The sequence below is a fragment of the Vibrio sp. RC586 genome, from assembly GCF_000176715.1.
Classification (GTDB): Bacteria; Pseudomonadota; Gammaproteobacteria; order Enterobacterales; family Vibrionaceae; genus Vibrio.
In genome coordinates this window covers 508,280-529,784 of sequence record NZ_ADBD01000008.1, presented here as the reverse complement: position 1 = coordinate 529,784, position 21,505 = coordinate 508,280, and the positions used below count along the sequence as shown (strand labels likewise).

19 protein-coding genes are annotated in these 21,505 nt (G+C 46.9%); 3 read left to right on the top strand and 16 right to left on the bottom strand.

Going from position 1 to position 21,505, the window contains the following annotated elements:
- Positions 1–83 precede the first annotated feature (83 nt).
- Both glpT and glpQ read left to right on the top strand, forming a co-directional pair.
- Positions 84–1,442 (top strand): glycerol-3-phosphate transporter, encoded by a 1,359-nt coding sequence (gene glpT / locus VOA_RS08150; protein ID WP_032468269.1) that lies wholly within the window; start codon positions 84–86, stop codon positions 1,440–1,442.
- A 155-nt stretch (positions 1,443–1,597) separates the two neighbouring features.
- Positions 1,598–2,665, top strand: a complete 1,068-nt coding sequence (glpQ, locus tag VOA_RS08155) for a glycerophosphodiester phosphodiesterase (RefSeq protein WP_000917225.1) — start codon at positions 1,598–1,600, stop codon at positions 2,663–2,665.
- Positions 2,666–2,700: 35 nt separating this feature from the next.
- On the opposite strand, the gene VOA_RS08160 is transcribed toward glpQ, so the two are convergent.
- The 9 genes from VOA_RS08160 to rbsD form a co-directional block, all read right to left on the bottom strand.
- Entirely contained in the window at positions 2,701–3,381 is a 681-nt protein-coding gene (locus VOA_RS08160; RefSeq protein ID WP_001177674.1) for a Crp/Fnr family transcriptional regulator, read from the bottom strand.
- A gap of 139 nt (positions 3,382–3,520) precedes the next feature.
- Positions 3,521–4,252 carry a nucleoside phosphorylase gene (locus VOA_RS08165; RefSeq protein ID WP_000027391.1) on the bottom strand — a complete coding sequence of 244 codons (732 nt, stop codon included), beginning with the start codon at positions 4,250–4,252 and terminating at the stop codon, positions 3,521–3,523.
- Positions 4,249–4,983, bottom strand: coding sequence for a nicotinamide riboside transporter PnuC (pnuC, locus tag VOA_RS08170; protein ID WP_000365202.1), 735 nt, complete (start codon positions 4,981–4,983; stop codon positions 4,249–4,251). The genes VOA_RS08165 and pnuC overlap by 4 nt, the downstream gene beginning before the upstream one ends.
- 125 nt (positions 4,984–5,108) lie before the next feature.
- Positions 5,109–6,113 (bottom strand): substrate-binding domain-containing protein, encoded by a 1,005-nt coding sequence (locus VOA_RS08175; protein WP_000224444.1) that lies wholly within the window; start codon positions 6,111–6,113, stop codon positions 5,109–5,111.
- A gap of 10 nt (positions 6,114–6,123) precedes the next feature.
- On the bottom strand, positions 6,124–7,044 hold the full coding sequence (rbsK, locus tag VOA_RS08180; RefSeq protein WP_001038370.1) for a ribokinase: 921 nt from the start codon (positions 7,042–7,044) through the stop codon (positions 6,124–6,126).
- Positions 7,045–7,182: 138 nt separating this feature from the next.
- Positions 7,183–8,061, bottom strand: a complete 879-nt coding sequence (gene rbsB, locus VOA_RS08185) for a ribose ABC transporter substrate-binding protein RbsB (RefSeq protein WP_000737178.1) — start codon at positions 8,059–8,061, stop codon at positions 7,183–7,185.
- Between the two features lie 60 nt (positions 8,062–8,121).
- Positions 8,122–9,090 carry a ribose ABC transporter permease gene (rbsC, locus tag VOA_RS08190; RefSeq protein ID WP_198006583.1) on the bottom strand — a complete coding sequence of 323 codons (969 nt, stop codon included), beginning with the start codon at positions 9,088–9,090 and terminating at the stop codon, positions 8,122–8,124.
- Positions 9,091–9,119: 29 nt separating this feature from the next.
- The gene (rbsA, locus tag VOA_RS08195; protein ID WP_000189461.1) at positions 9,120–10,622 is read right to left on the bottom strand and encodes a ribose ABC transporter ATP-binding protein RbsA; all 1,503 of its coding nucleotides are present in this window, start codon (positions 10,620–10,622) and stop codon (positions 9,120–9,122) included.
- Positions 10,623–10,648: 26 nt separating this feature from the next.
- A complete protein-coding gene (gene rbsD, locus VOA_RS08200; RefSeq protein ID WP_009355959.1) occupies positions 10,649–11,068 on the bottom strand; it encodes a D-ribose pyranase in 420 nt (139 codons plus the stop codon).
- Between the two features lie 281 nt (positions 11,069–11,349).
- Here rbsD and VOA_RS08205 point away from each other — a divergent pair, with 281 nt between their 5' ends.
- Positions 11,350–11,610 carry a DUF3012 domain-containing protein gene (locus tag VOA_RS08205; RefSeq protein ID WP_000786206.1) on the top strand — a complete coding sequence of 87 codons (261 nt, stop codon included), beginning with the start codon at positions 11,350–11,352 and terminating at the stop codon, positions 11,608–11,610.
- Positions 11,611–11,652: 42 nt separating this feature from the next.
- On the opposite strand, the gene VOA_RS0117920 is transcribed toward VOA_RS08205, so the two are convergent.
- The 7 genes from VOA_RS0117920 to tssM form a co-directional block, all read right to left on the bottom strand.
- Positions 11,653–12,045 (bottom strand): hypothetical protein, encoded by a 393-nt coding sequence (locus VOA_RS0117920; RefSeq protein ID WP_141237659.1) that lies wholly within the window; start codon positions 12,043–12,045, stop codon positions 11,653–11,655.
- A gap of 83 nt (positions 12,046–12,128) precedes the next feature.
- Positions 12,129–12,512: a hypothetical protein gene (locus VOA_RS0117915; RefSeq protein ID WP_000825565.1), complete on the bottom strand. Its 384-nt coding sequence runs from the start codon at positions 12,510–12,512 to the stop codon at positions 12,129–12,131.
- On the bottom strand, positions 12,509–13,099 hold the full coding sequence (locus VOA_RS0117910) for a pesticin C-terminus-like muramidase (protein ID WP_000558417.1): 591 nt from the start codon (positions 13,097–13,099) through the stop codon (positions 12,509–12,511). The genes VOA_RS0117915 and VOA_RS0117910 overlap by 4 nt, the downstream gene beginning before the upstream one ends.
- A 73-nt stretch (positions 13,100–13,172) precedes the next feature.
- Positions 13,173–13,493, bottom strand: coding sequence for a hypothetical protein (locus tag VOA_RS0117905; RefSeq protein WP_000251888.1), 321 nt, complete (start codon positions 13,491–13,493; stop codon positions 13,173–13,175).
- A complete protein-coding gene (gene tssI, locus VOA_RS0117895) occupies positions 13,487–16,417 on the bottom strand; it encodes a type VI secretion system tip protein TssI/VgrG (protein ID WP_000113311.1) in 2,931 nt (976 codons plus the stop codon). Before tssI ends, VOA_RS0117905 begins: the two co-directional genes overlap by 7 nt.
- 240 nt (positions 16,418–16,657) lie before the next feature.
- Positions 16,658–17,920 (bottom strand): type VI secretion system ImpA family N-terminal domain-containing protein, encoded by a 1,263-nt coding sequence (locus tag VOA_RS08210; RefSeq protein WP_009355958.1) that lies wholly within the window; start codon positions 17,918–17,920, stop codon positions 16,658–16,660.
- 51 nt (positions 17,921–17,971) lie between these two features.
- Entirely contained in the window at positions 17,972–21,472 is a 3,501-nt protein-coding gene (gene tssM / locus VOA_RS08215; protein WP_000225007.1) for a type VI secretion system membrane subunit TssM, read from the bottom strand.
- Between the last annotated feature and the right edge of the window lie 33 nt (positions 21,473–21,505).

Here is a 21,505-nt window from a genome sequence, read left to right as displayed (position 1 = left end):
TACTGTGGTTATACCCATTTTTGTGCAGCGGAATGCCAAGCAGTAAAGGTTTTTATACCATCGCAAAAAACAATGAGGTCAATATGTTTGGGATCTTCAAACCAGCAGCTCATACTGAGCGGCTGTCGTCTGACAAGATCGACAGCGCCTACTCTCGCCTTCGTTGGCAACTTTTCATCGGCATTTTTGTTGGCTATGCCGGTTATTACCTAGTTCGTAAAAACTTCAGCTTGGCGATGCCTTACCTCATCGAACAAGGCTTTAGCCGTGGCGATCTCGGTGTGGCATTGGGCGCGGTTTCGATCGCGTATGGTCTGTCCAAATTTTTGATGGGGAACGTCTCTGACCGTTCTAACCCGCGTTACTTTCTCAGTGCAGGCCTGCTTCTGTCCGCTATCGTGATGTTCTGTTTCGGCTTTATGCCTTGGGCAACCGGCAGCATCACCGCAATGTTTATTTTGCTGTTCTTAAACGGCTGGTTCCAAGGCATGGGTTGGCCGGCCTGTGGCCGTACTATGGTGCACTGGTGGTCACGTAAAGAACGTGGGGAGATTGTTTCAGTCTGGAACGTCGCCCACAACGTGGGTGGCGGCTTGATTGGCCCAATCTTCTTGCTCGGTTTGTGGATGTTTAACGATGATTGGCGCACTGCGTTTTATGTGCCAGCTTTCTTCGCCACACTGGTCGCGATCTTTATCTGGATCACCATGCGTGATACGCCACAATCTTGCGGCCTGCCGCCGATTGAAGAGTACAAAAACGACTATCCCGATGATTACGATAAATCGCATGAAAACGAGATGAGCGCGAAAGAGATCTTCTTTAAGTACGTTTTCAACAACAAACTACTGTGGTCAATCGCCATTGCTAACGCTTTCGTTTACTTGATCCGTTACGGTGTACTCGACTGGGCTCCGGTTTACCTCAAAGAGGCCAAACACTTCACCGTTGATAAATCTTCTTGGGCTTACTTCCTGTACGAGTGGGCGGGTATTCCGGGCACTTTGCTGTGTGGTTGGATTTCCGACAAAGTGTTTAAAGGCCGCCGCGCGCCAGCAGGCATCCTGTTCATGGTGTTGGTAACACTTGCTGTACTGGTTTACTGGTTCAACCCAGCAGGCAACCCAGCAGTGGATATGGCTGCACTGGTCGCGATCGGCTTCCTGATCTACGGTCCTGTGATGTTGATTGGCCTTTACGCCCTTGAACTGGCTCCGAAGAAAGCCGCCGGTACAGCCGCAGGTTTGACGGGTCTATTTGGTTACTTAGGTGGCGCAGTAGCAGCCAACGCGGTATTGGGTTACACCGTTGACCACTTCGGCTGGGATGGCGGCTTCATGGTATTGGTTGCCTCTTGTGTACTCTCAGTGCTCTGCTTAATTTACGCTTTTGTTGGTGAACGCGCTCACCATAACGAAAAACTGAAACAAGCGGCCGTTTAAGAGCACGCCTGTCATCAACTAATAACGTTAGTGTGGTTTTATCTCCCTCGCCGCGCTCTTGCCTGATTAAGAGCGCGGCAACTCAATATCCCCAGCCCATAGGAATTGCATGTTTTGCACCTGTCAGCTGGGAATAACAAAAAAAGGATTTCATGATGCTTAAACCATTCTCGCTTTCTCTGCTGGCTCTGGCCTGCTCAACTTCTTTATTTTCAGGCATTGTTTCCGCAGAACCGTTAGTGATTGCTCACCGTGGAGCCTCTGGCTACTTACCTGAACATACATTAGAAGCCAAAACACTGGCTTATGCGATGAAACCGGATTACATCGAGCAAGATGTGGTGATGACCAAAGACGATCAATTGGTAGTGTTACATGATCACTATTTGGATCGCGTCACCGATGTTGCAGAGCGTTTCCCCAATCGTGCACGAGCCGATGGCCGTTACTACGCGATTGACTTTACGCTAGCCGAAATTAAAACCTTGCGCGTGACGGAAGGTTTCAATATTGATGATCAAGGTAAAAAAGTCGCCGGCTTTCCTGATCGTTTCCCTCTTTGGAAAGGGGATTTCACTGTCCCGACTCTGGCAGAAGAAATTGAGCTGATTCAAGGGCTCAACAAAACTCTGGGTTATAACATTGGTATCTACCCCGAGATCAAAGCCCCTTGGTTTCACCGCCACGAAGGCAAAGATATTTCTCAAGCCGTCCTCAAAGTGCTAAAGCAGTATGGTTACGACAGCAAAGACGACAAAATCTATCTGCAATGTTTTGATCCTATCGAGCTAAAACGCATAAATGATGAGCTGCTGCCAGCGATGAAGATGGATCTCAATCTGGTTCAGCTACTGGCGTACACCGACTGGAATGAAACCATGGTTTATCAAGATGACCAAGCCACACCCTATGACTATGACTGGATGTTTGCTGAAGGCGGCATGACCAAAGTCGCGCAATACGCCGATGGCATCGGCCCGTGGAAACCTATGTTGGTTGATGATGCGTCAACCAAAGACAATATCATTATTAAGCCGTTGATGAAGCAAGCGAAAGAGGCTGGCCTCGCGGTGCATCCTTACACTTTCCGTGCCGATAAAGGGCGCATTGCACCTTGGGCAGACAACTTCGAAGGGATGTTGGATGTGTTCTACAACCAAGTGAAAGTCGATGGTCTGTTCACTGACTTCCCCGATAAAGCGGTGGCTTTCTTAAATCAATAATGCTTTAAGCTGCGAATAGCGGGGAGTAACCCCGCTTATTCAAAGCTGACCACAAAAGCACGCAAAGCTTCAATATCTTTGATGATGAGTCCACGCTCGCCTTTTTCGACCAATCCCCTATCCACCAACTCTTTCACAGCACGGCGATACACTCGGCTCGACGTACCGAAGCGCTCCGCTTCTGGCTCCATCCTTTCAAAGCCACCTAAATTGACCCGTGTTTCATGCTGGAGCAGCAGATCATGTGCGATGTTAAAACTGATTGAATGCATCAAACGCTGCGTATAAATGTCCAACGACTCTTGGTAATCCAGCGCTAAAGCAGAAGCAAAAAACAGGCTAAGAACAGGTTGTTGTTCAAGGCACTCTTGCAGCTTCTGAGCACAAATAACCGCCGCTTGAATCGGCTCTTCGGCCACCACATTCCACTGACAAGGCATGGCGGTGAAAAACTCCATCTCGCCAAACAGGTGATCGTCACACTGCACTTCTCCGAGTTGAAAACGGCGTCCATTAGCCGCCAGAATATTCATCGAAACTCGGCCACAAGACACCACATACAGAGACTCAACAGGCTGGCCTTGCTGCAACAGCGCTTCACCCGCATCAAACCTTTTTGTCGCCGTTTGACATTGAGCCAACGCCAAGCGAAACGCAGGCAGTTGTGCATTCAAATAGCCTGAGAAACGGCCAGTAGTATTCACGGTAAGTTGCATAGCGTTTTGAAATTCGATTCACATGGGCATAGGCTACCTGTTTTTTGCTATTAGGCGAAGCTCTACCTAGATTCCTCACTCAACTGAACAATACCGCTCATTGAGTGAGGCCATGTAATGGGTCGTAAATAGGTTGGGGCTAATCGTATTTAAGCGCGTTTAATGCATGCAAAGCAGCACGTGCAGCCAGCGTTTCGCTCTGCATCATCCTTTGATCAGCATTGACGTATTGATTCACGCCCTCTTGCACATCTTGCTCATACAACACCACATTATTGAGAACGGAAGCGACCTGTAACCCGCGTAAACGGCCAACCGTAAGCAGTGCAGAGGTTTCCATATCCGCCGCGAGAATCCCCTTGCGATGCCAATAACGGCACAGTTCTGCTTCTTCATCGGTATAAAAGCTGTCATGCGAGCGAACAATACCTCGGTGAGTCGGTACTGACTGCTCAGCTAAAAAGCGTTGCATCTCCAGCACCAATTCAAAGCTTGAGTAAGCCGGATAAGCGGCGCCAATATATGCCTTTGAACCGCCCTCATCACGCACTGCGCCTTCCACCAAAATCAGTTCACCTAATCCGATTTCTGACTGCATTGCGCCTGCAGAACCTACTCGCACAATGGCTTTTGCGCCACTTCGTACCAGCTCTTCCACCGCGATGATCATGGATGGTGCACCAATCCCTGTGCTGCATACGGTGATCGGCTGCCCTTTGAACTCACCACTGAATAATCGGTATTCGCGATTTTCAGCGACAAGCTCTGCGTTAGTCAACAAGCTGGCAATACGGTTCGCACGATTCGGTTCACCGCAGACCACAACACGTGGCGCAACTTGAGCAACATGAATGTGGGGTTGAATGCTCATGCTGTTGCCTCATTGGTCAGGTTTTTTTCTGCATTATGACGAGCAGTTTGCATCCAAGCTCGGGTGCCATTGGCGGCAATGAACAGCAAAATCGCGTATTCGATAGAGAGAGCATACACACCTTGCGCCGCATAAATTCCGACACTGATGATGTTGATAACCACCCACAGAATCCAGTTTTCCACGTATTTACGTGTCATCAAAATCTGCGCCATCACCGAAAGCACCGTCATCGTTGCATCCCAGAATGGGAAAGCATCTGGAGATAACACTGGACGATCCAGTTGTGCGCCAAACAGATTCAATACATCAACGGTAATATTGGCTAAAGAAAAGAACACCGGATCGATGTAAATGGTCATCAAGATAATGCTGATCACGCTAATGCATGCCGTAAGCAGCAATTTTTGGCGGCTCATCCAACGCACCACGAGCGTATCCCCTTGAGCATTCGGGCGAGTCCACGCATACCAACCATAAATGTTGGCGCAGAAGAAAAACAGCTGTAGCAACAAGATTCCATACAGTTGGATCTGATAAAAAATGACCGCAAACAGCGTGACATTAATCAGGCCAAACAAGTAGTTAATGGTTTTTTCTTGGCTCGCAAACCAGATACACAGCAAACCAAACAGCGTTCCCACCGCTTCAATCCACGACATGGCATACTCGCCACCGATCGGAATATTGACTAGGGTGTGGTTAATATCAAAAAAAGTCATCAGATCCATTTGTTCTATCTCTCATTGTTATGGCTTGCCACACTATAAGGAACAAAACGGGGAAAGCGAGAGGACATTTGTCCTCTTCGATTGGCTTGGATCATAAATTAGAACAATGGGAAGAACGGAGGCGGCTAATCAAGTTTTCGAACACTACTACGCACCGCTAAAGTCGGTTCTAACTGTACGACTTGTGCGGTGGTGTCTGGGTTTTCCAAGCGATAAAGCAAGGTATCCACCGCCGCTTTGCCGAGACGGTATTTGGGTTGATGAATGGTGGTTAACGCCGGGGTCATAAACTTAGCAATATGCACATCATCGTAACCAATCAAGGAAAGATCGTCCGGTACTCGCAAACCTCGTTGGCTGGCGGCTTGAATCACGCCCATCGCCATCATGTCGTTACACACAAACAGTGCGCTTGGCAGCTTTCCTCGCTCATACAGCTTTTCAAAAGCTTGGTAGCCACCTTCACATTCGAAGTCAGATTCAATAATCCAGTCAGGATGAATTCCAAGCCCAGCTTCCGCTAACGCACGTTTGTAACCTTCATAACGCATCTGTGCTTGGTGGCGAATCAGCGGACCTGTGATACAACCAATCTCTTTATGTCCACACTCGATCAGATGTTTGGCCGCCATGTAGCCGCCTTGTAGTGAGTTGTCTTGAATTTTGTCACTGGCAAACAGGATCGGGCCCCAATCCATCACAACAACAGGAATGTCGGGATAACGATCAAACACATCCAACCGTTCTCCCTCAAGGGTTGAACACATCAGCAATAAACCATCGACACGCTTTTGCAGCAAGGTATTGATGCTGGCTTTCATACGTTGGTTATCGCCTTCGGTGTTACACAGAATCAGGTTATAGCCTTGGTGATAACAACTACGTTCTACGCCTTTTACCACTTCACCAAAAAATGGGTTGGTTGAAGTGGTCACTAACATACCGATGGTTTTGGTGCGGTTCATTTTTAGGCTACGCGCGAGGGCGGAAGGCGCGTAATTGAGTTGCTGAGCCGCGTTGTTCACCCGCTCAGCAATTTCATCACTCACAAAACGGCTTTTATTGATCACATGGCTCACGGTTGAAGTGGAGACGCCTGCAAGTCGAGCGATATCCTTCATGGTGGCCATGTGTTTTCTCCTATGAGTGTTCTGCTAAAAAGGCCTCAACTTCCGCACGAGTGGGAATCGAGGTTTGCGCGCCAAAGCGTGTTACCGAAATTGCGGCAGCAGCATGGGCAAACTTAATGGCTGATTCTAGAGGCATTTCTTGCAACAAGCCAGTCACCAATGCACCGTTAAAGGTATCACCTGCGGCGGTGGTGTCCGTGGCTTTCACCACAAAACCGGGAATTCGTTGTCCGCGACCATTTTGGCTTAACCACACACCCTTTGAACCAAGGGTAATAATGGCAATCTCGATGCCTTTACAGTGTAAAGCGTCCGCCGCTTGCTGCGCACTGGCATCATCCGAAACCGTAATTCCGGTGAGCACTTCCGCTTCGGTTTCATTCGGCGTGATCAGATCCACACACTTCAACAGTTCATCCGGCAATTCACGGGCGGGCGCAGGGTTAAGAATCACATTGGTTTTAGCCGCTTTGGCTTCTTGCGCCGCTTTTAAAATGCCATCGAGTGGCGTTTCTAATTGCATCAGCAGATAACGTGCATCACGAATTGCCGCGAGATCTGGCTCAATCGCAGCGGCCGTCAGCTTGGCATTGGCTTCTGCAGAAATGCAGATGCTGTTCTCACCACTGTCGGAGACTTGAATCATCGCAATGCCGGTTGGGCAGTTCGGTTGCAGCTTCACGCCCGCCGTATTGATGCCATCTAGCTTGAAGCTTTCGCGAATATTAATGCCAAACGAATCATCGCCAACACAGGCAATGAAACCCACATCCGCTTGCATACGCGCGGCGGCAACCGCTTGATTTGCCCCTTTTCCACCCGGAATGACTTGATAATTGCGCCCGTGTAGGGTTTCTCCGGGGCGAGGAAATGAAGGCACTTGCAGCACATGGTCTGCATTGACGCTACCCAGAACCACCAACTTATTCATACGGTTATCCTTTGTATTGATGAGGAAAAACAGAGTGGTTTAATGGCTGATACCCTCTTTCTTCATTGGGTAAACGAGGAAAAGAGAACCAGTAAACCGCTCGGTTTTCCCTCCTCATGTGAGGAGGGAAACGGGTGATTATTTTGAAATCACTTTCAGTGCGACAGGGATGTAAGCTTCCACTTTTTCACCCTTGAGCATTTTGTCAGCAGTTTCAACACCAATCGCGCCAATCATGTCTGGCTGCTGTGCGACAGTGGCTGCTAATTGACCGCGCTCTACCGCTGCGATGCCATCATCAGTGCCATCAAAACCAACAATCATCACAGACTTGCCTGACGCTTGAATCGCACGCAGTGCACCCAATGCCATTTCATCGTTTTGCGCGAAAACCGCTTGAACATCTGGGTTAGCTGCCAGTAGGTTTTCCATCACGTTCAAACCTTTAGTACGGTCAAAATCCGCAGGTTGGCTGGCCAACAGTTGCATCTTGCTGCCTTTCACCGCATTCATGAAACCTTCACCACGCTCACGCGCCGCTGAAGTTCCGGCAATGCCTTCCAATTGGATCACTTTGGCATCGCTGCCAATTTTCGCTTCAATAAAATGGCCAGCCATTTCGCCACCGACCACGTTATCGGATGCAATGTGGCTCACTACCTCACCACGGCTTGCACCACGGTCAAGCGTCAGCACTGGAATCTTTGAGCGGTTCGCGATACGAATCGCGTTAGAAACCGCATCCGAATCGGTTGGGTTGATCAGAATCGCTTTCACGCCGCGCACCGTCAGATCTTCCACGTTCGAAAGCTCTTTGCTTGGGTCATTTTGCGAGTCCAACACAATCAGGTTGTAGCCAAGTTCTTTGGCTTTCGCTTCTGCCCCATCCTTCATAGTTACGAAGAAAGGGTTATTCAGCGTTGAAAGCACAATCGCTACGGTATCTTGCGCTTGCGCAGCAAAAGAAACCGAAGTGGAAAGTAGAGCAGCAGAGATAAGAGTGGTCAGTTTTTTCATTCTCGTAGTCCTTTGGGGTTTAGCCTCGCAGCCCTTGCTCTGTCGAGGCGGATTCACGTTTTATTTATTTTTGTTGTCTACCAAGACCGCCAGCAAAATAACCACAGCTTTCGCAATCATTTGGTAGTAGGAGGAAACATCGAGCAAGTTCAATGCGTTGTTTAAAAATCCGATGATGAGTGCGCCGATCAGCGTACCCATGATGCGGCCTTTACCGCCCATCAAACTGGTGCCCCCGAGCACCACAGCCGCAATCGCATCCAACTCATAGCCCATACCCGCGGTAGGTTGCGCAGAAGAAAGGCGAGATGTAACAATAATGCCCGCCAGCGCAGCCAGTAGACCACAGATGGCATACACACCGATTTTGACGCGATCTACGTTGATACCTGAAAGGCGAGTTGCCGATTCGTTGCCGCCCACCGCATACACATAACGGCCAAAGCGTGTGTGATTGAGCAAGTACCAAGCGCCGGCAAACACCACGACCATCAGCCATACCGGAACCGGAATGCCCAACGCGTAACCCGTGCCAAACCACGCAAAGTTGTCCGCCGTATCAGTGAATCCAGTCGAAATAGGACGACCATCGGTGTACACCATGGTCACGCCGCGCAGCAGAGTCATGGTCACTAATGTCGCGATAAATGCCTGAACTTTACCTTTGGCAATGATGATGCCGCTGATTGCGCCAAGCGCAGCACCGGCCAGCAAAGCCGTCGGTACAGCCACCAGAACAGGAACTTCCATCGCCACTAAGGTGGCCGCAAAAGCGCCACACAAGGCGAGCACCGAACCGACGCTCAAATCAATCCCTGCGGTTAAGATGACCAAGGTCATACCCACCGCGATGATCGCGTTGACCGAAGTTTGGCGCAGAATATTCAGTAAGTTATCAACCGTGAAAAAATTCGGGTTTAAGAAAGAGACGACAACCACTAAAAACAGCAGTGCGATCAGCGATTTTTGTTCAATCAACCACTCTTTGCTGAGCAGTTTTTTACGGTTATCAGATGTCGTATTAGCCATGGTTCGGGTACTCATGCTGTATCCTTGTTTCATGCTGCGTGAGCAGGGTTACGCCCTACCGCACACGCCATTAATTTCTCTTGATCGGCTTCGCTCGCCATAAACTCGCCGCTAATGCGCCCTTCATGCATCACCAGAATGCGGTCACTCATGCCAAGCACTTCTGGCATTTCTGAGGAGACTAAAATGATGCTCATGCCTTCAGCTTTGAATTGGTTGATCAGTTGGTAGATCTCTTTTTTCGCGCCAACGTCAACACCGCGAGTTGGTTCGTCCAAAATCAGCACTTTGGGTTTGGTCATCAGTCCTTTGGCAATCGCCACTTTCTGCTGATTACCACCGGAAAGATTGCCGATGATTTGCTCACGACTTGGGGTTTTGATGTTGAAAAGACGAATAAAGTCATCCACAGCAATCACTTCATCGGCATGACGAATTTGCATGCCTTTGCTCAACTGATCGAGCGCGCAAAGTGACATGTTCTCTTTCACCGAAAGGCCAAGCACCAAGCCATCACCTTTACGATCTTCAGAGATATAAGCGATACCGTTGGCCAAACCATCTTGCGGACTGACAGGGTTAACAGTGCGTCCGTTGACGTTAATCACGCCACGCTCTGAAGGCAGCGCGCCATAAATCACCTTCATCAGTTCAGTGCGTCCAGCCCCCATCAGGCCAGAAACACCAAGAATCTCGCCTTTTTTGAGCGTAAAACTGACATCCTGCACACCCGAGCCAGTTAGGCCAATCACCTCAAGGCTGATGTCACCTTGCTGCGCGACAATACGTGGGTACTGCTCTTCCAGTTTACGCCCGACCATCATCTCAATCAGGCCATCTTCATTGGTATCGCACACGCGGCACTCACCAATAAATTTGCCGTCACGCAGCACGGTGATGTCGTCACAAATCTCAAAAATCTCTTTCAAACGGTGCGAGATATACACAATGCCGCAACCTTGTTCGCGCAGTTCATTAATGACATTGAACAGAGATTCGGTTTCGGTATCGGTCAGCGCATCGGTCGGTTCATCCATGATGATGACTTTCGATTCAAACGACAGCGCTTTGGCAATTTCCACCATCTGCTGCTCACCCAAGCTCAGCTCTCCGAGCAAGGTTTTAGCACTGTGTTTCACATTCAAACGTGCGAGCAGTTGATCCGCTTTACGATGCATTTCATCCCATAGAATGCGTCCGAATGGCGAAGTCATCTCACGACCAAGGAAAATATTTTCCGCAATCGTCAGCTGCGGGATCAGGTTGAGCTCTTGGTGAATAATGCTGATGCCCGCCAGTTGCGAATCTCGTGGGCCTTTAAAACTGACAGGTTGGCCTTGATACTCAATGCTGCCCGCATCTTTGCTATAAATGCCGGTCAGCACTTTCATCAAGGTTGATTTGCCAGCACCGTTTTCACCCATTAACGCCATTACCCGCCCCGGATAGACATTCAGGCTCGCTTTGTCCAAGGCTTTTACGCCAGGGAACGCTTTTTCAATTTGGCTCAGGGCTAAAATTGCTTGAGTCATAGTGGTTCCTCCATGGTTGGGCGTGGTTAAAACACGACACCCGCTTGGAAAATCACATTGGCGTAAGGTGTACATTCACCGGTGCGCACTACCGCGCGGCTTTGCAGCGTGCGTTGTTTAAACGCTTCATGGCTGATGTATTGGATGGCAATTGGCTTACCGCACAACTGTTCTTCTGCTTTCAGCTCGCGACATAAGGCTTCATACAACACCGGGCTTACTTGAGCGAACTCCTGTGCCACGATGACACTTTCAATCTGCGATTCAGACAAAATCACCCGTACTGTTTCCAAAAAAGAAGGCACCCCGTGAGTCAGCGCGAGATCAATACGCGTCACTTCATCAGGGATTGGCAGCCCAGCATCACAGATTGTGATTTCATCGGTATGGCCGAGTGTTGCCACCAAGTAAGAGAGTTCAGAGTTTAGTAGGGTACTTTTTTTCATGGTGATACCTTTTATTGATTCACGTTTGAATAACGACAGCATCACTTTCAATTGGCGAAAAAATGCACATCGAAACGTTTCGATGACATAATAGTTTACTCAATTAAGTTTGCACGCGACAAATCGGCAGAATGTGAAAACGATCAGCAAAATGAGGCTTCACATACGCAACTGAATGAGTTCAATTCGAGATGGCACCATCTTTTCGCGCTGATTTAACACAGCGGCCTCGTGGTTCGGTATAGTGACGCCAACAAACTAAAGCAGTGAATGAGGATCGAATGAAAAACGCTCTACTAGTAATCTTGAGTGCGCTAGCGCTTTCAGCCTGTAGCGAAGTCGGCAGCAAAGCTTGGTGTGAAGATATGCGTGAAAAACCGAAAAGCGAGTGGAATACTCAAGACACGCTCGACTTCGCCAAACACTGCATTTTCAACAATGAAGTCGGTAGCAAATCTTGGTGCGAAGATATGGATGAGAAATCCAAAGGTGACTGGACAGCCAAAGAAGCAGGCTCGTACGCTAAATATTGTGTGCTGTGAGAAGGAAAAACCCCAGAGCACATTTGGCTCTGGGGAATAAATTTAATGACTCTTAAATTTATCAAGCATATTTTTGTCAGCGGTATCTAGTCCAATAATTGAAGGGATGCATTTGAAATTATTTTCAATAACTTCAGTAGAGTTATCAGATAAATCAACATTTATAACTCCTAGAATAGAGAATGAAGCATCGGTATACACAATTTTCTTCTGATTCCCTCTATAGTTTATAACTTCAAACTTAAAATATTCCTTATCAAGTTCACTTAACTCAAGATTTCCACATGAATCAAACATATATCTATCAGTCTTAGAATTATTATCTACGATATTTAATTCACATATTGGCTCACCATCATCATGGTAGTTTTTAATTGATATTTTTGCTTCCCCATAATCTCTAAATGCAACCACCTTTACAGGTTCATCTGCCAAGGCATAATCACAAAGTAGTGATACGAATGTTAAACTTATTCTAAAAAACCTCATTAGCTTTACATCAAATAAAAAATGATAAACTATTTACCATTGCCACACTGCAACTTATTATCATTTAATAAATCAATAGTGCAAACCTCATCAAAATAAGGTGTTCTATAGGTAAATTCGACCATTGATATATCTAGTTTTAGTCCAACAACCCAAATGCCAGACTCTGCCCCTTTATCTAAAGTAGCATTAACCCCATTTATGTTCTTTTGAAGGTCACAAAACTCATAATTATTACCAGAGCTTATAACATTGACACATGGTTTATTAACAGGAACATATACAACAACACTACCACTTTCAAAGTCTGAATATGATCTAGCAAAAAATATCAACTCATCCTTATCTGGAATTGCTTTAGCGTTACAACCAAAAGAAAAAAACACACATAACAAAATTATTAATCTTTTCATTTCAGATACTTCCATCTTCTTAAAAATCTATTTTTCGCCGTCACAACAACATCACTCCATATATTTGTATCTTTCATTACCAAAGTAAAGTCATTATAGTCTCCAGACTCTTTAGCTTTAGCAAGAACAGGAACATAGTGCATTCTTGTTTTTGAATAACTATCGCCACGATAAGTAATATCTACAACTACATCTTTTATTTTACTAGGCATGCCATCCCAATCAACAACTCCATATGCTTCTTGTACATCACGTTTTGTGACTAAAACTTTCGTCTTGTTTTCTAAATATTCATAGACAAGATTGAACATAATATATTGCTGTTTTCTAGTTATAACTAGTTCATCATCTGTCAAGCCGCTAGAATTCAACGCATCCAATGCATCGCTTTTTGTTTTACCCTCAACACTTAGAAGCCACATTGATAATTTAGGATTAAGACCAGCTGAATGAAATAAATTCCTCAGTTCTAACTTTGATGGATTTTGTCCATTAGCTCCAGTTGGTGGATTACCTAAATCAAGCCCCCTACCGATTGTAATACCAGAGTTCCCTATCACTTTTCCATTGTTACTCGGAACATGCACCCTACGAGAAAAAAATGGGCTACCTTCAATATCATTCCCTTCAGCATCAAAAGTGAGCTGACCTTTGGATACCTTACATATTCTCGTTACTCTCAGTTTCTACGCTAATCTTTTGCACGATATCTCCTAATGCAAACTTTGTATCACTATCAAACAATATATCAATCTTTTCAGAGACTGAAAATTCAAATACTCCAGAGACCCACACTCCATTTATTCTTGCTGAACCACTCTGTATGTATATATCAGATGTACATACATCACAGGGATTTTTTAATATATCAATCAAAAGCCATCGCTCATCACTTGGTACCGAATATACCTGACTGTTATCTAAATCTTTTGCTAAAATTGAAAATGATAAAAAAAACAAAAAACCAAATAACCTTACCATTTTTCATATACTCCTTTGTGATAGACATTTAGTTCACACTTTCTTCTTTTAATAAGTCCTTGCATTACTTTACCTTGTGATTTATTCCACGCTAACCATGCATTATCTATATTGTTTCCATATACTGGAGCACTTCCTCCATTCACCAATTTTAAAACTGATGATGTATTAAAGTTACCTTCTCCAATGTTATAACAAAGCAAAACCAATGCATCGAATTGATTTTGGTTGATATCAACTTTAATTTTTGATTGAACATTTTCTTGAAATCTAGGGACTTTCCTTAAAAATAGTTCCTCAGCAATCTCTTTCGTTATTCCATTTTTGTATATACTCCATTCATTTTTAGGTATTAAGTAACCGTATCCAATCGTTGCACCTTCTACGTAAGAACTAATGCTTTTTCCCGTTTGGTCATCATATGGGATTAGGCGAAGTTCTTCTATTTCTCTGAGTAAAGCCATTCCATTTGAAGAGAATACTAGAGACCTTTTGCTATCAACCCACCCATCCATCAAAGCTTCGTCTAGTGCCAGTAGTGTACCTTTGCCGACAATACCGTCAACGGGGCCAATGCTGTAAGACGGGTGGGATTGGTGGCTTGGTTGATAGCTTTTCTGGAACTGCTCAATCGCGGTTTTAGTTTTGCTCCCAAAGTCACCATCAGCTCCTGCTTTCCCGAGATCAAACCCCAGTTTTATGAGCGCTTCTTGTAATAACTTAACCTCATCGCTGTGATTACCTTGACGATAAGCACTCGCTTGTCGCTTGGCGAGTTTCTCTAACTCATCGGATGGTTTGAGAAGATCGGATTTTAAAATTCGCTCCGGTGTTTTCTCTTCGGCCACAGGCTCATCATTTGCCGTGTTATTGGCTGAACTCGGCATCATAGTGGGGAGTGATGCGACATCAACAACACGCGCCGCGCCTGATTGCATTGAGGCAGCAATATCCGGCTGAACCAATTCTGCTAGTGGTTTAGCTTGCGCTAACATTCTTGGTGCTGCCGCTAATTGCCCACCATAAGCGCTACCGCTGCCTGCACTGCCGCCCGCGTTTAGGTTAATGACAGGACCGACTAAGTGCACGCCACCTGCATCGACTTTTACAAAGCTGCCCCCTGCTTTTAGGGTTAACTCCGCTCCGGCTTCAACCACGATTTTTGCGCCGCTTTTGAGTGAAATCTCTTTACCCGCCTCGACAGCAATGCGTTGCCCTACTTTGTGTTGTAGTGACGCGCCGACTTCATGGCTGCCATCGAGTGCGATTTTGCTACGGACTTCACCTTCAACCGTTAAATGTTGGTTGCGCTGAATGCGGGTAAAGCGATCATTGTCCACTGTGAGATGCTGATCGTGGCGAATCACTTCGGTGTGATCATGCTCAATCAACGCATCCCAATCTTTTTGTGCATGCAGCAAAATCTGTTCGCTGACCGCTTGATCCTCAAAACTCAGTTCGTTGTAGCCTTGACCTTGGTGAGTCTCAGTGCGCAGTACGGTTTTGGTTTTGTGGTCAGGCAAGGCGTAAGGCGCGGTATTGGTCGCATGGTACGTACGCCCCGTGATGATGGGTTGATCCGGATCGCCATTCAGGAACGAAACAATCACTTCATGGCCAACTCGCGGAATCGCCATACTACCGTATTGGCTACCCGCCCATTCTTGTGCCACTCGCACCCAGCAAGAGCTTTTCTCGTTGCTACTTGAATAGCGATCCCACGGGAAATGCACTTTCACGCGAGCAAAGTTATCGCAATAAATCTCTTCACCTTGTGGCCCAACCACGGTGGCGATCATGGGGCCATCCACTTGCGGCTTAGCACAAGGCCTTGCTCGCCAAGTGATGTGAGCGGGGATCAGTTGTAACTGATTGCTGTAAGTGGTAGCGCCTGAGCCACCCTCTTCTTGTAACGCTTGTGGCTGTGTCCCTTGGTGATTGGCTTGTACCACGAGCCAATCTCGATTCATTGCGGGATCAAGGTGATCTTGCAAGTCAAAACGCACTCCCGCCAACAGCAAAGGTTCGTCACTCTTCGCATCAGCCAGCAAAGCATCGCGGCGTAAATACTCTAAGCGAATTTGGCTAAAGGCTTTGCCATTTGTATCGTCTTTGTAGCGTCCCGGAGCATCAAAATGCTCATAATTTGGCTGCTGATAAGCGATGTCTTTGCCCTGCGTGCGCTGAGTAAATCCGTAAGCAGGCTTTTTAAAGCTGTAATCCTTTAGCTCGGTATGGCTGACTTGTGCGGTGGTCTTGAATTGCAGATCGACCACATAAGGGACATTGATCTCGCCACCCGCCAGCGCATTATAAGGTACTGGCTTGGCTAACTTCGGTTGGCTGTCCGAGCTATCGGTAAACAACAAGGTGTGTTTCTGCGCTTCATGTAGGTGACTGTATACCAAGCCTTCTTCGGCGGCGATACGGTGTAAAAACTGCAAATCCGTTTCACGGTATTGCACGCAAAACTCACGCTGGGCACACTCACGCTTAAGGGCAAAGGCGTAATCTTCAATCCCCATTTCTTGAAGTAAAATGGAGATAATTTCCGGTACGGTTTGCTGCTGAAAAATACGGCTATTACTACGCAGAGAAAGCCTTTCCAACGCAGGAACTAGCGTTAATGAATAGAAAGTATGTCGATGGCCGGTATCCCCTTTGCTGAATTGACGCACAATACCGTTTATTTGCTGCACCACTTGCCCATCACGCAGAATGGTGAGATGGGCTGTTTGATCAACAAATTGTTCGGCTGTTAAATCAACATACGCGCTCGCGAGATCAATCTGATAACGGAAACCGTAGCAGGGTTGCTTACACCACACACTATCAGACAGGGATTCTTGACCTTCAAATCCGCGTACGACTAACGATTCATCATCAAGGCCATCCACTTGCAATTGAAACTGTAACCTAGCCATCCCATTTTCCTTGTTCGCTTTTTATCGACTGCATTGCTAAACGTCACAGCCATATTAGATTGGGTGAAAACATGTGTGACAGAGATTGGCAAACTCAATGCCAACTTTTTATCCCTTTTTTCTTGGTAATGCAGGGGCTTATTTTTCCCTGCGAGCAACCCCTTGCCTCAACGAAGCAAAAAGCTGCCCACGAGCGATTTTTTGCCCCTATACCGAACCGAAATGCAACTGATTGAGTGATTACTGCACCTTAGCGGCATCACCCATGCGCAATTCCAGCTCAGCAATTTTCCAACTCAGGCTATCGAGTCTTTGCTTAAGGATCGCAAATTCTTTCTGTGCATTAGGAATATCGCCTTGCTCAAGCAAGCCTTGCACATAATCAACTCGGCCATAGATAGGAGACAAGCTCACGGCAAACTCTTCTAGAGACTTCGTTTGCTTCTCCAATTCGCCCCATTTACCTCGCTTCGCGAGTAACGCGATATTGGCCATTCGGGTGCGAATTTCGCTGAACTTCGCCACAAACAGCGCTGTTTGATCCAAAGCTTCTTGCTGCTGAAGACTAAACTCTTTATGCAATGCATTGACCTGCTCATTCTCAGGATAAAGAGTACGCAGTAGCAGTAGATGGCTCATGGCCTGCTGCTTAGAATCACTGAATGAGGCCGCTAAATTGCGTTCAAGAGTCGAACGATAAAGCGCTACCAATGCCTCTTGCCAACGAGCTCGATCTTGTTGAGAGGATTCACCAATTAAGGCCTGTGCTTGCTGCTCATTATTGAGTGAGGTCACCTGCTGTGGCGTTGCATACGGTGTGGTGTAAAACCACGGCCAAGCTTTGAATCCCCCCATCAATCCAACCCCAACACCAAGCAGGCTCAGCGCCACCAAGCCGTAGCCTCGCAGCCAAAAGTTGAGCTTAGGCGGTTCACGGTTTTCCTGTTTTTTTAGCATGCTGTGGTATTGCGTTTCTATCCGGTCAATATGCTCAAACAGAGCAAATCCAACCCCTTCAAAATCCACTTTGTATTCGGTTTGTTGCTGTTCAAACAGCTGGTGCAAACGCTCGCAATGGCGCTCAGCCCGATACAGATCTCGCAGCGACTCATAAGTCGGCTTCAGTGCTTTTAGCTCCTGCACCACGCGTGCATTAACCCAATCAAGAATTTCTTTACGCACTTTGGCGCTTTTAACATCACAATCGCCCTGATTGGCAAGGCTTGCACTCATTAGCTCCATGCCCGTGGCATAACCCGCCAAACCCTGCGTTTTCAGGCAGGCTACTGCGTAATATCCGCAGATCAGAAAATCCATCCCTTGATGGCAAGCCAATCGCTCACACTGCTCTTTCACCTGTTGCCAATCCGTGCCCCCTGCAATCGGATTGAAACGGCGATTTATCTCTTCTCGAACTTTTAGATAAGGTTCTAATCCTCGTATTTCCTCTGAGTCATTGGTCAATCGGTAGCAAACGGTATCAATAAAAATCATATTGGACATCACAACTTCGTCCTAAAAAAGCCAGAGCGAGAAACTCGCTCTGGCTGCTTATTAATAGAGTGTTTTAGACAGCTTGAACGACTTGAACAGGCGTTCGGTAAATGGGTTAGCATCGGCTTCAGAGTTGATGCGATAAATCATCTCCCCTCCGTCAACGATAAATTTAAAATCAACCGAAGTCGGGCTTGCAGAGACAACATCACCTTGATCCAACAAGCGGAAGAACGCCCACGGACCTTGGATTTGCAAACTGCGTGGCGACATATTGGTTTTGGTCGGGATCAAAGTTACTTTTGAGACCGCCGAATCACGCAAGGTATTTGGCCAAATCAGCTCCACGTTTTCACGCGGGCCGTGGCTATACGCTAAAAATTGTCCATCCACATTCAACACACTACGACGCTTATTGTTGCTTAAACTGAGTGGTTCAACGGAGAAACTCACATCCAGAATGCCTTTACGGTTGAAGAAAGCTTCGCGGATTTTCTGCGCTTGTCGGATTTGATCTAACACTTCTTTACGAATGATGGACTGAGCTGAATCGTCCGATGCCACCGTGATATTTTCTTCAATAAACATCTTCAACTGGTGGTTGTAGAAGTTATCCAATGTGCCATTCGGAGCAAAGAAAGATTCGAAATCTTCCAGAGAAGCGTCTTTGCTGGAAGCCGGATTAAACGGGTAACGTCCAGCCAGCTTACTTTGGAAGGTTTTGTACACATCTTCCGTCCAGCGCACTTCAAGGTGTTTGATCGCTTCTTGCTTCACCACAAACCAACTTTCATCGGCGATCTTTGTCATCATGGTATCCAATGGCTTGGGTAAGCCTGATGACACGCGCTTCAGGGTATAAATCGGATCGGCATTGACCAGTTTGACTCGGGCTTTGGTCGCATCCAGTGCAGCCATGCCCACATCTGGCGCATCTTGAATCGATTTTAAATAGCTTTTCACTTCATCGACTGATGCCAACACTTCCGTCATGTAAGCCGGTTTGCTGCCTACCGGTTTAAGCATGCCATTGAGATCCGCGAATGGCGTTTCGATCATTGCAGCGACTTTATATTTAGGGCTCTTGATCAATTCTTTTAGTGCGGCTTCATCCTTAGGCAGGGCGCTATACAGTTGGGTGTTGTCATCTAACGTACGCAGTAAGCGCTGCATCGGCTCAAGATTACTGGTGATATTCTCTAGCACCAACACCGCATCATTGATGTCATTGAAATATTTCACATCAATTTCATTGAGTGCCGCGCGCCACGTGTTGGTGTAATCCGCCACATAAAGGTCACGGATTTTATCACGCAGCGCCTGTTTATCCGCTTCGCTAAACTGTGCGGTTTTACTTTGGCCTAACACCCAACTATCGATCAGTGCCAGTTCAGAAACGGATTCTGATTGCGGCATAAAGTAGTCATCAAACCCCTGCTTGGTCAGCATTTGTGGGATATACAAGCTGCTACTGTTGAGCACCCGCTCTTCAAACACCACATCAAACACAGGTCCAATCAAGCTACGCAAGTTAACCGAAGGACCAAGCACCGTTTGTGCGCTCAGTTTTAGGTTACGATAAACCCGCTGATCATTCGGCATTGAACCCAGCTCAACTTGAGCACGTGCAATCACCTTATCGTAAGGGCGCATTACTTGTTCAACGCCTTTGTTACCACTCAAGCGATCAGCGGTAAGATCGGTATGGCGCATCGCATAATCCAAATGCCCAAGCAGCTCTTCCTGAATTTGGCGCTGACCTGAAAAAGACTTCTGCCAGTACTTAGCAAAATAATCCATCACATAGTCTTGGTAACGACCGCTTTTGTCGACCAACATGCGGTAGACGCGCAAAACCGCCAGTTTCTCCTCATCGGTTTGAGCTTGATTCAGCGCCACCACCACGTCCGCCATAAGCAGAGGCAAGAAACGCGTTTCCAACAGATTGAGGTAGGTTTCCTCCACTTTCGGGCCAATGGTGTGCCCTTGGTACAGGCCAAAATCGGAGATGTACTGAGGTTTATCACGGAAGAAACCAAACTCTAACGTTGCTTCTCGAATTTTATTGAGTGGTTCTAGAACATCTTGCTGCGAAGCCAAATAAAGGCTCGCGGGAAACTGTTCTTTGTATTGGTTCACTTTGGTCAGCACGCTATCGGCACGCTCAACGTTATTGAGGTAATTACGATGCCAAGTACCTGCCAATAATAGAGTGGCCACAGAACAAGCCACAAAAGAAAGCCCCATAAGTCGGCGTTTGTTTTTCGCCATACGGAAGTTATCCGAGGCCAGCCCTGCTTCAGGATAAATAATGTTCGTGAACAGTTTTTGCGTGAAATAGATGGTGGAGTTTTTTGCTCGCTGCGCAGTATTGATCGCATGTGACAAGCCATAGCGTCGTGATGCCGCATCGTCAAAGGCGTTGGTTGGAACCCCTTGCTGGTACACTGAGGTGAAATACGCGCCACGCACTAGAGCGGATGTTGAGAATTGATCGCTCGCCAGCGACTCTTGGAAAAATTGCTGCAAGATCTCTTTAAGACCTGAGATTTGACGAGTAAAGCTGTAAATCGCGTTGCGCTCTTCCAATGTCATTGGTGCAGAGACCGCATGCGGCAGCATAGTATTCACTCGCTCCACAAATTGCGCATACTCGTTGGCAAACTCCTCCAACCAAGAATCGAGGTTATCCACCGAATCCATAGAGAAGGTGAAACCTAACACTTCTTCACGTTGGCTTTTGGAGTAATGCTTGAAGAAAGGTTCAAAACCGTACAACAAATCCAGCTTAGTGAGCGCAATGTACACCGGAAGACGGGTGGATAAAGTTTCCATCAATTCACGTAAACGCGCGCGCAATAAGTTGGCGTAAGCTTTGCGTTCTGAAGCCGTTGCGGTGGCAAGATGTGAAACATCCAACGCTAACACAATACCGTTCAGTGGGCGGCGACTACGGGTGCGTTCTAGCCAGTTGACAAAGTGCAACCATAGGCGTCGTTCCATCTCACCATCGCTATTTTCACTTCGATTACCTTGCGTGAGTAACTCACCATCAGGGTCAATCAGTACCGATTCGTCACCAATCCACCAGTCAAAAGAGTAGGGATTTTCGCTTTTTTGGCCTGAAGCACGCATCACCGAAGAGAAAACGAAATTCTGACCAGAACGATTAATCAAACTGGTTTTACCGGCATTTTCTAAACCCAATACCAGATACCAAGGCAGTGCGTATAGGTAGTTATGCTTATTCAGGCTCTGTTTCATGTTGACCATGACCTGATTTAACTCTACTTCTTGACGCTCTTCATACACTTTGATTGGGTCTTGGCGCAGTTGTTCTTCGCGTTTTTGATCCGCCTTGAAAGCTTGCAGTTTACGCCACTGCCAAATACCCCATACGGCTAGGCAGCCCAGAGTAAACAAACTACTCGCCATGACACGAGCCATGATCGACTCCAGCGGTTTATAGCCGGCCACTTCTAACCAAGGGCCCGCCCACCAGATGGCGACGTTCAATAAAATGAACGTAGTGAATAGCAAAATGGGTAACGCTGCCACCACCGTGGGTTTAAGCCGCCTTACTATTCCGACAAT

Excerpts from the sequence above, each read along its gene's own strand:
- glpT (WP_032468269.1), top strand. The coding sequence starts at position 84 with ATGTTTGGGATCTTCAAACCAGCAGCTCATACTGAGCGGCTGTCGTCT.
- glpQ (WP_000917225.1), top strand. The coding sequence starts at position 1,598 with ATGCTTAAACCATTCTCGCTTTCTCTGCTGGCTCTGGCCTGCTCAACT.
- VOA_RS08160 (WP_001177674.1), bottom strand. The coding sequence starts at position 3,381 with ATGCAACTTACCGTGAATACTACTGGCCGTTTCTCAGGCTATTTGAAT.
- VOA_RS08165 (WP_000027391.1), bottom strand. The coding sequence starts at position 4,252 with ATGAGCATTCAACCCCACATTCATGTTGCTCAAGTTGCGCCACGTGTT.
- pnuC (WP_000365202.1), bottom strand. The coding sequence starts at position 4,983 with ATGGATCTGATGACTTTTTTTGATATTAACCACACCCTAGTCAATATT.
- VOA_RS08175 (WP_000224444.1), bottom strand. The coding sequence starts at position 6,113 with ATGGCCACCATGAAGGATATCGCTCGACTTGCAGGCGTCTCCACTTCA.
- rbsK (WP_001038370.1), bottom strand. The coding sequence starts at position 7,044 with ATGAATAAGTTGGTGGTTCTGGGTAGCGTCAATGCAGACCATGTGCTG.
- rbsB (WP_000737178.1), bottom strand. The coding sequence starts at position 8,061 with ATGAAAAAACTGACCACTCTTATCTCTGCTGCTCTACTTTCCACTTCG.
- rbsC (WP_198006583.1), bottom strand. The coding sequence starts at position 9,090 with ATGGCTAATACGACATCTGATAACCGTAAAAAACTGCTCAGCAAAGAG.
- rbsA (WP_000189461.1), bottom strand. The coding sequence starts at position 10,622 with ATGACTCAAGCAATTTTAGCCCTGAGCCAAATTGAAAAAGCGTTCCCT.
- rbsD (WP_009355959.1), bottom strand. The coding sequence starts at position 11,068 with ATGAAAAAAAGTACCCTACTAAACTCTGAACTCTCTTACTTGGTGGCA.
- VOA_RS08205 (WP_000786206.1), top strand. The coding sequence starts at position 11,350 with ATGAAAAACGCTCTACTAGTAATCTTGAGTGCGCTAGCGCTTTCAGCC.
- VOA_RS0117915 (WP_000825565.1), bottom strand. The coding sequence starts at position 12,512 with ATGAAAAGATTAATAATTTTGTTATGTGTGTTTTTTTCTTTTGGTTGT.
- VOA_RS0117905 (WP_000251888.1), bottom strand. The coding sequence starts at position 13,493 with ATGGTAAGGTTATTTGGTTTTTTGTTTTTTTTATCATTTTCAATTTTA.
- tssI (WP_000113311.1), bottom strand. The coding sequence starts at position 16,417 with ATGGCTAGGTTACAGTTTCAATTGCAAGTGGATGGCCTTGATGATGAA.
- VOA_RS08210 (WP_009355958.1), bottom strand. The coding sequence starts at position 17,920 with ATGTCCAATATGATTTTTATTGATACCGTTTGCTACCGATTGACCAAT.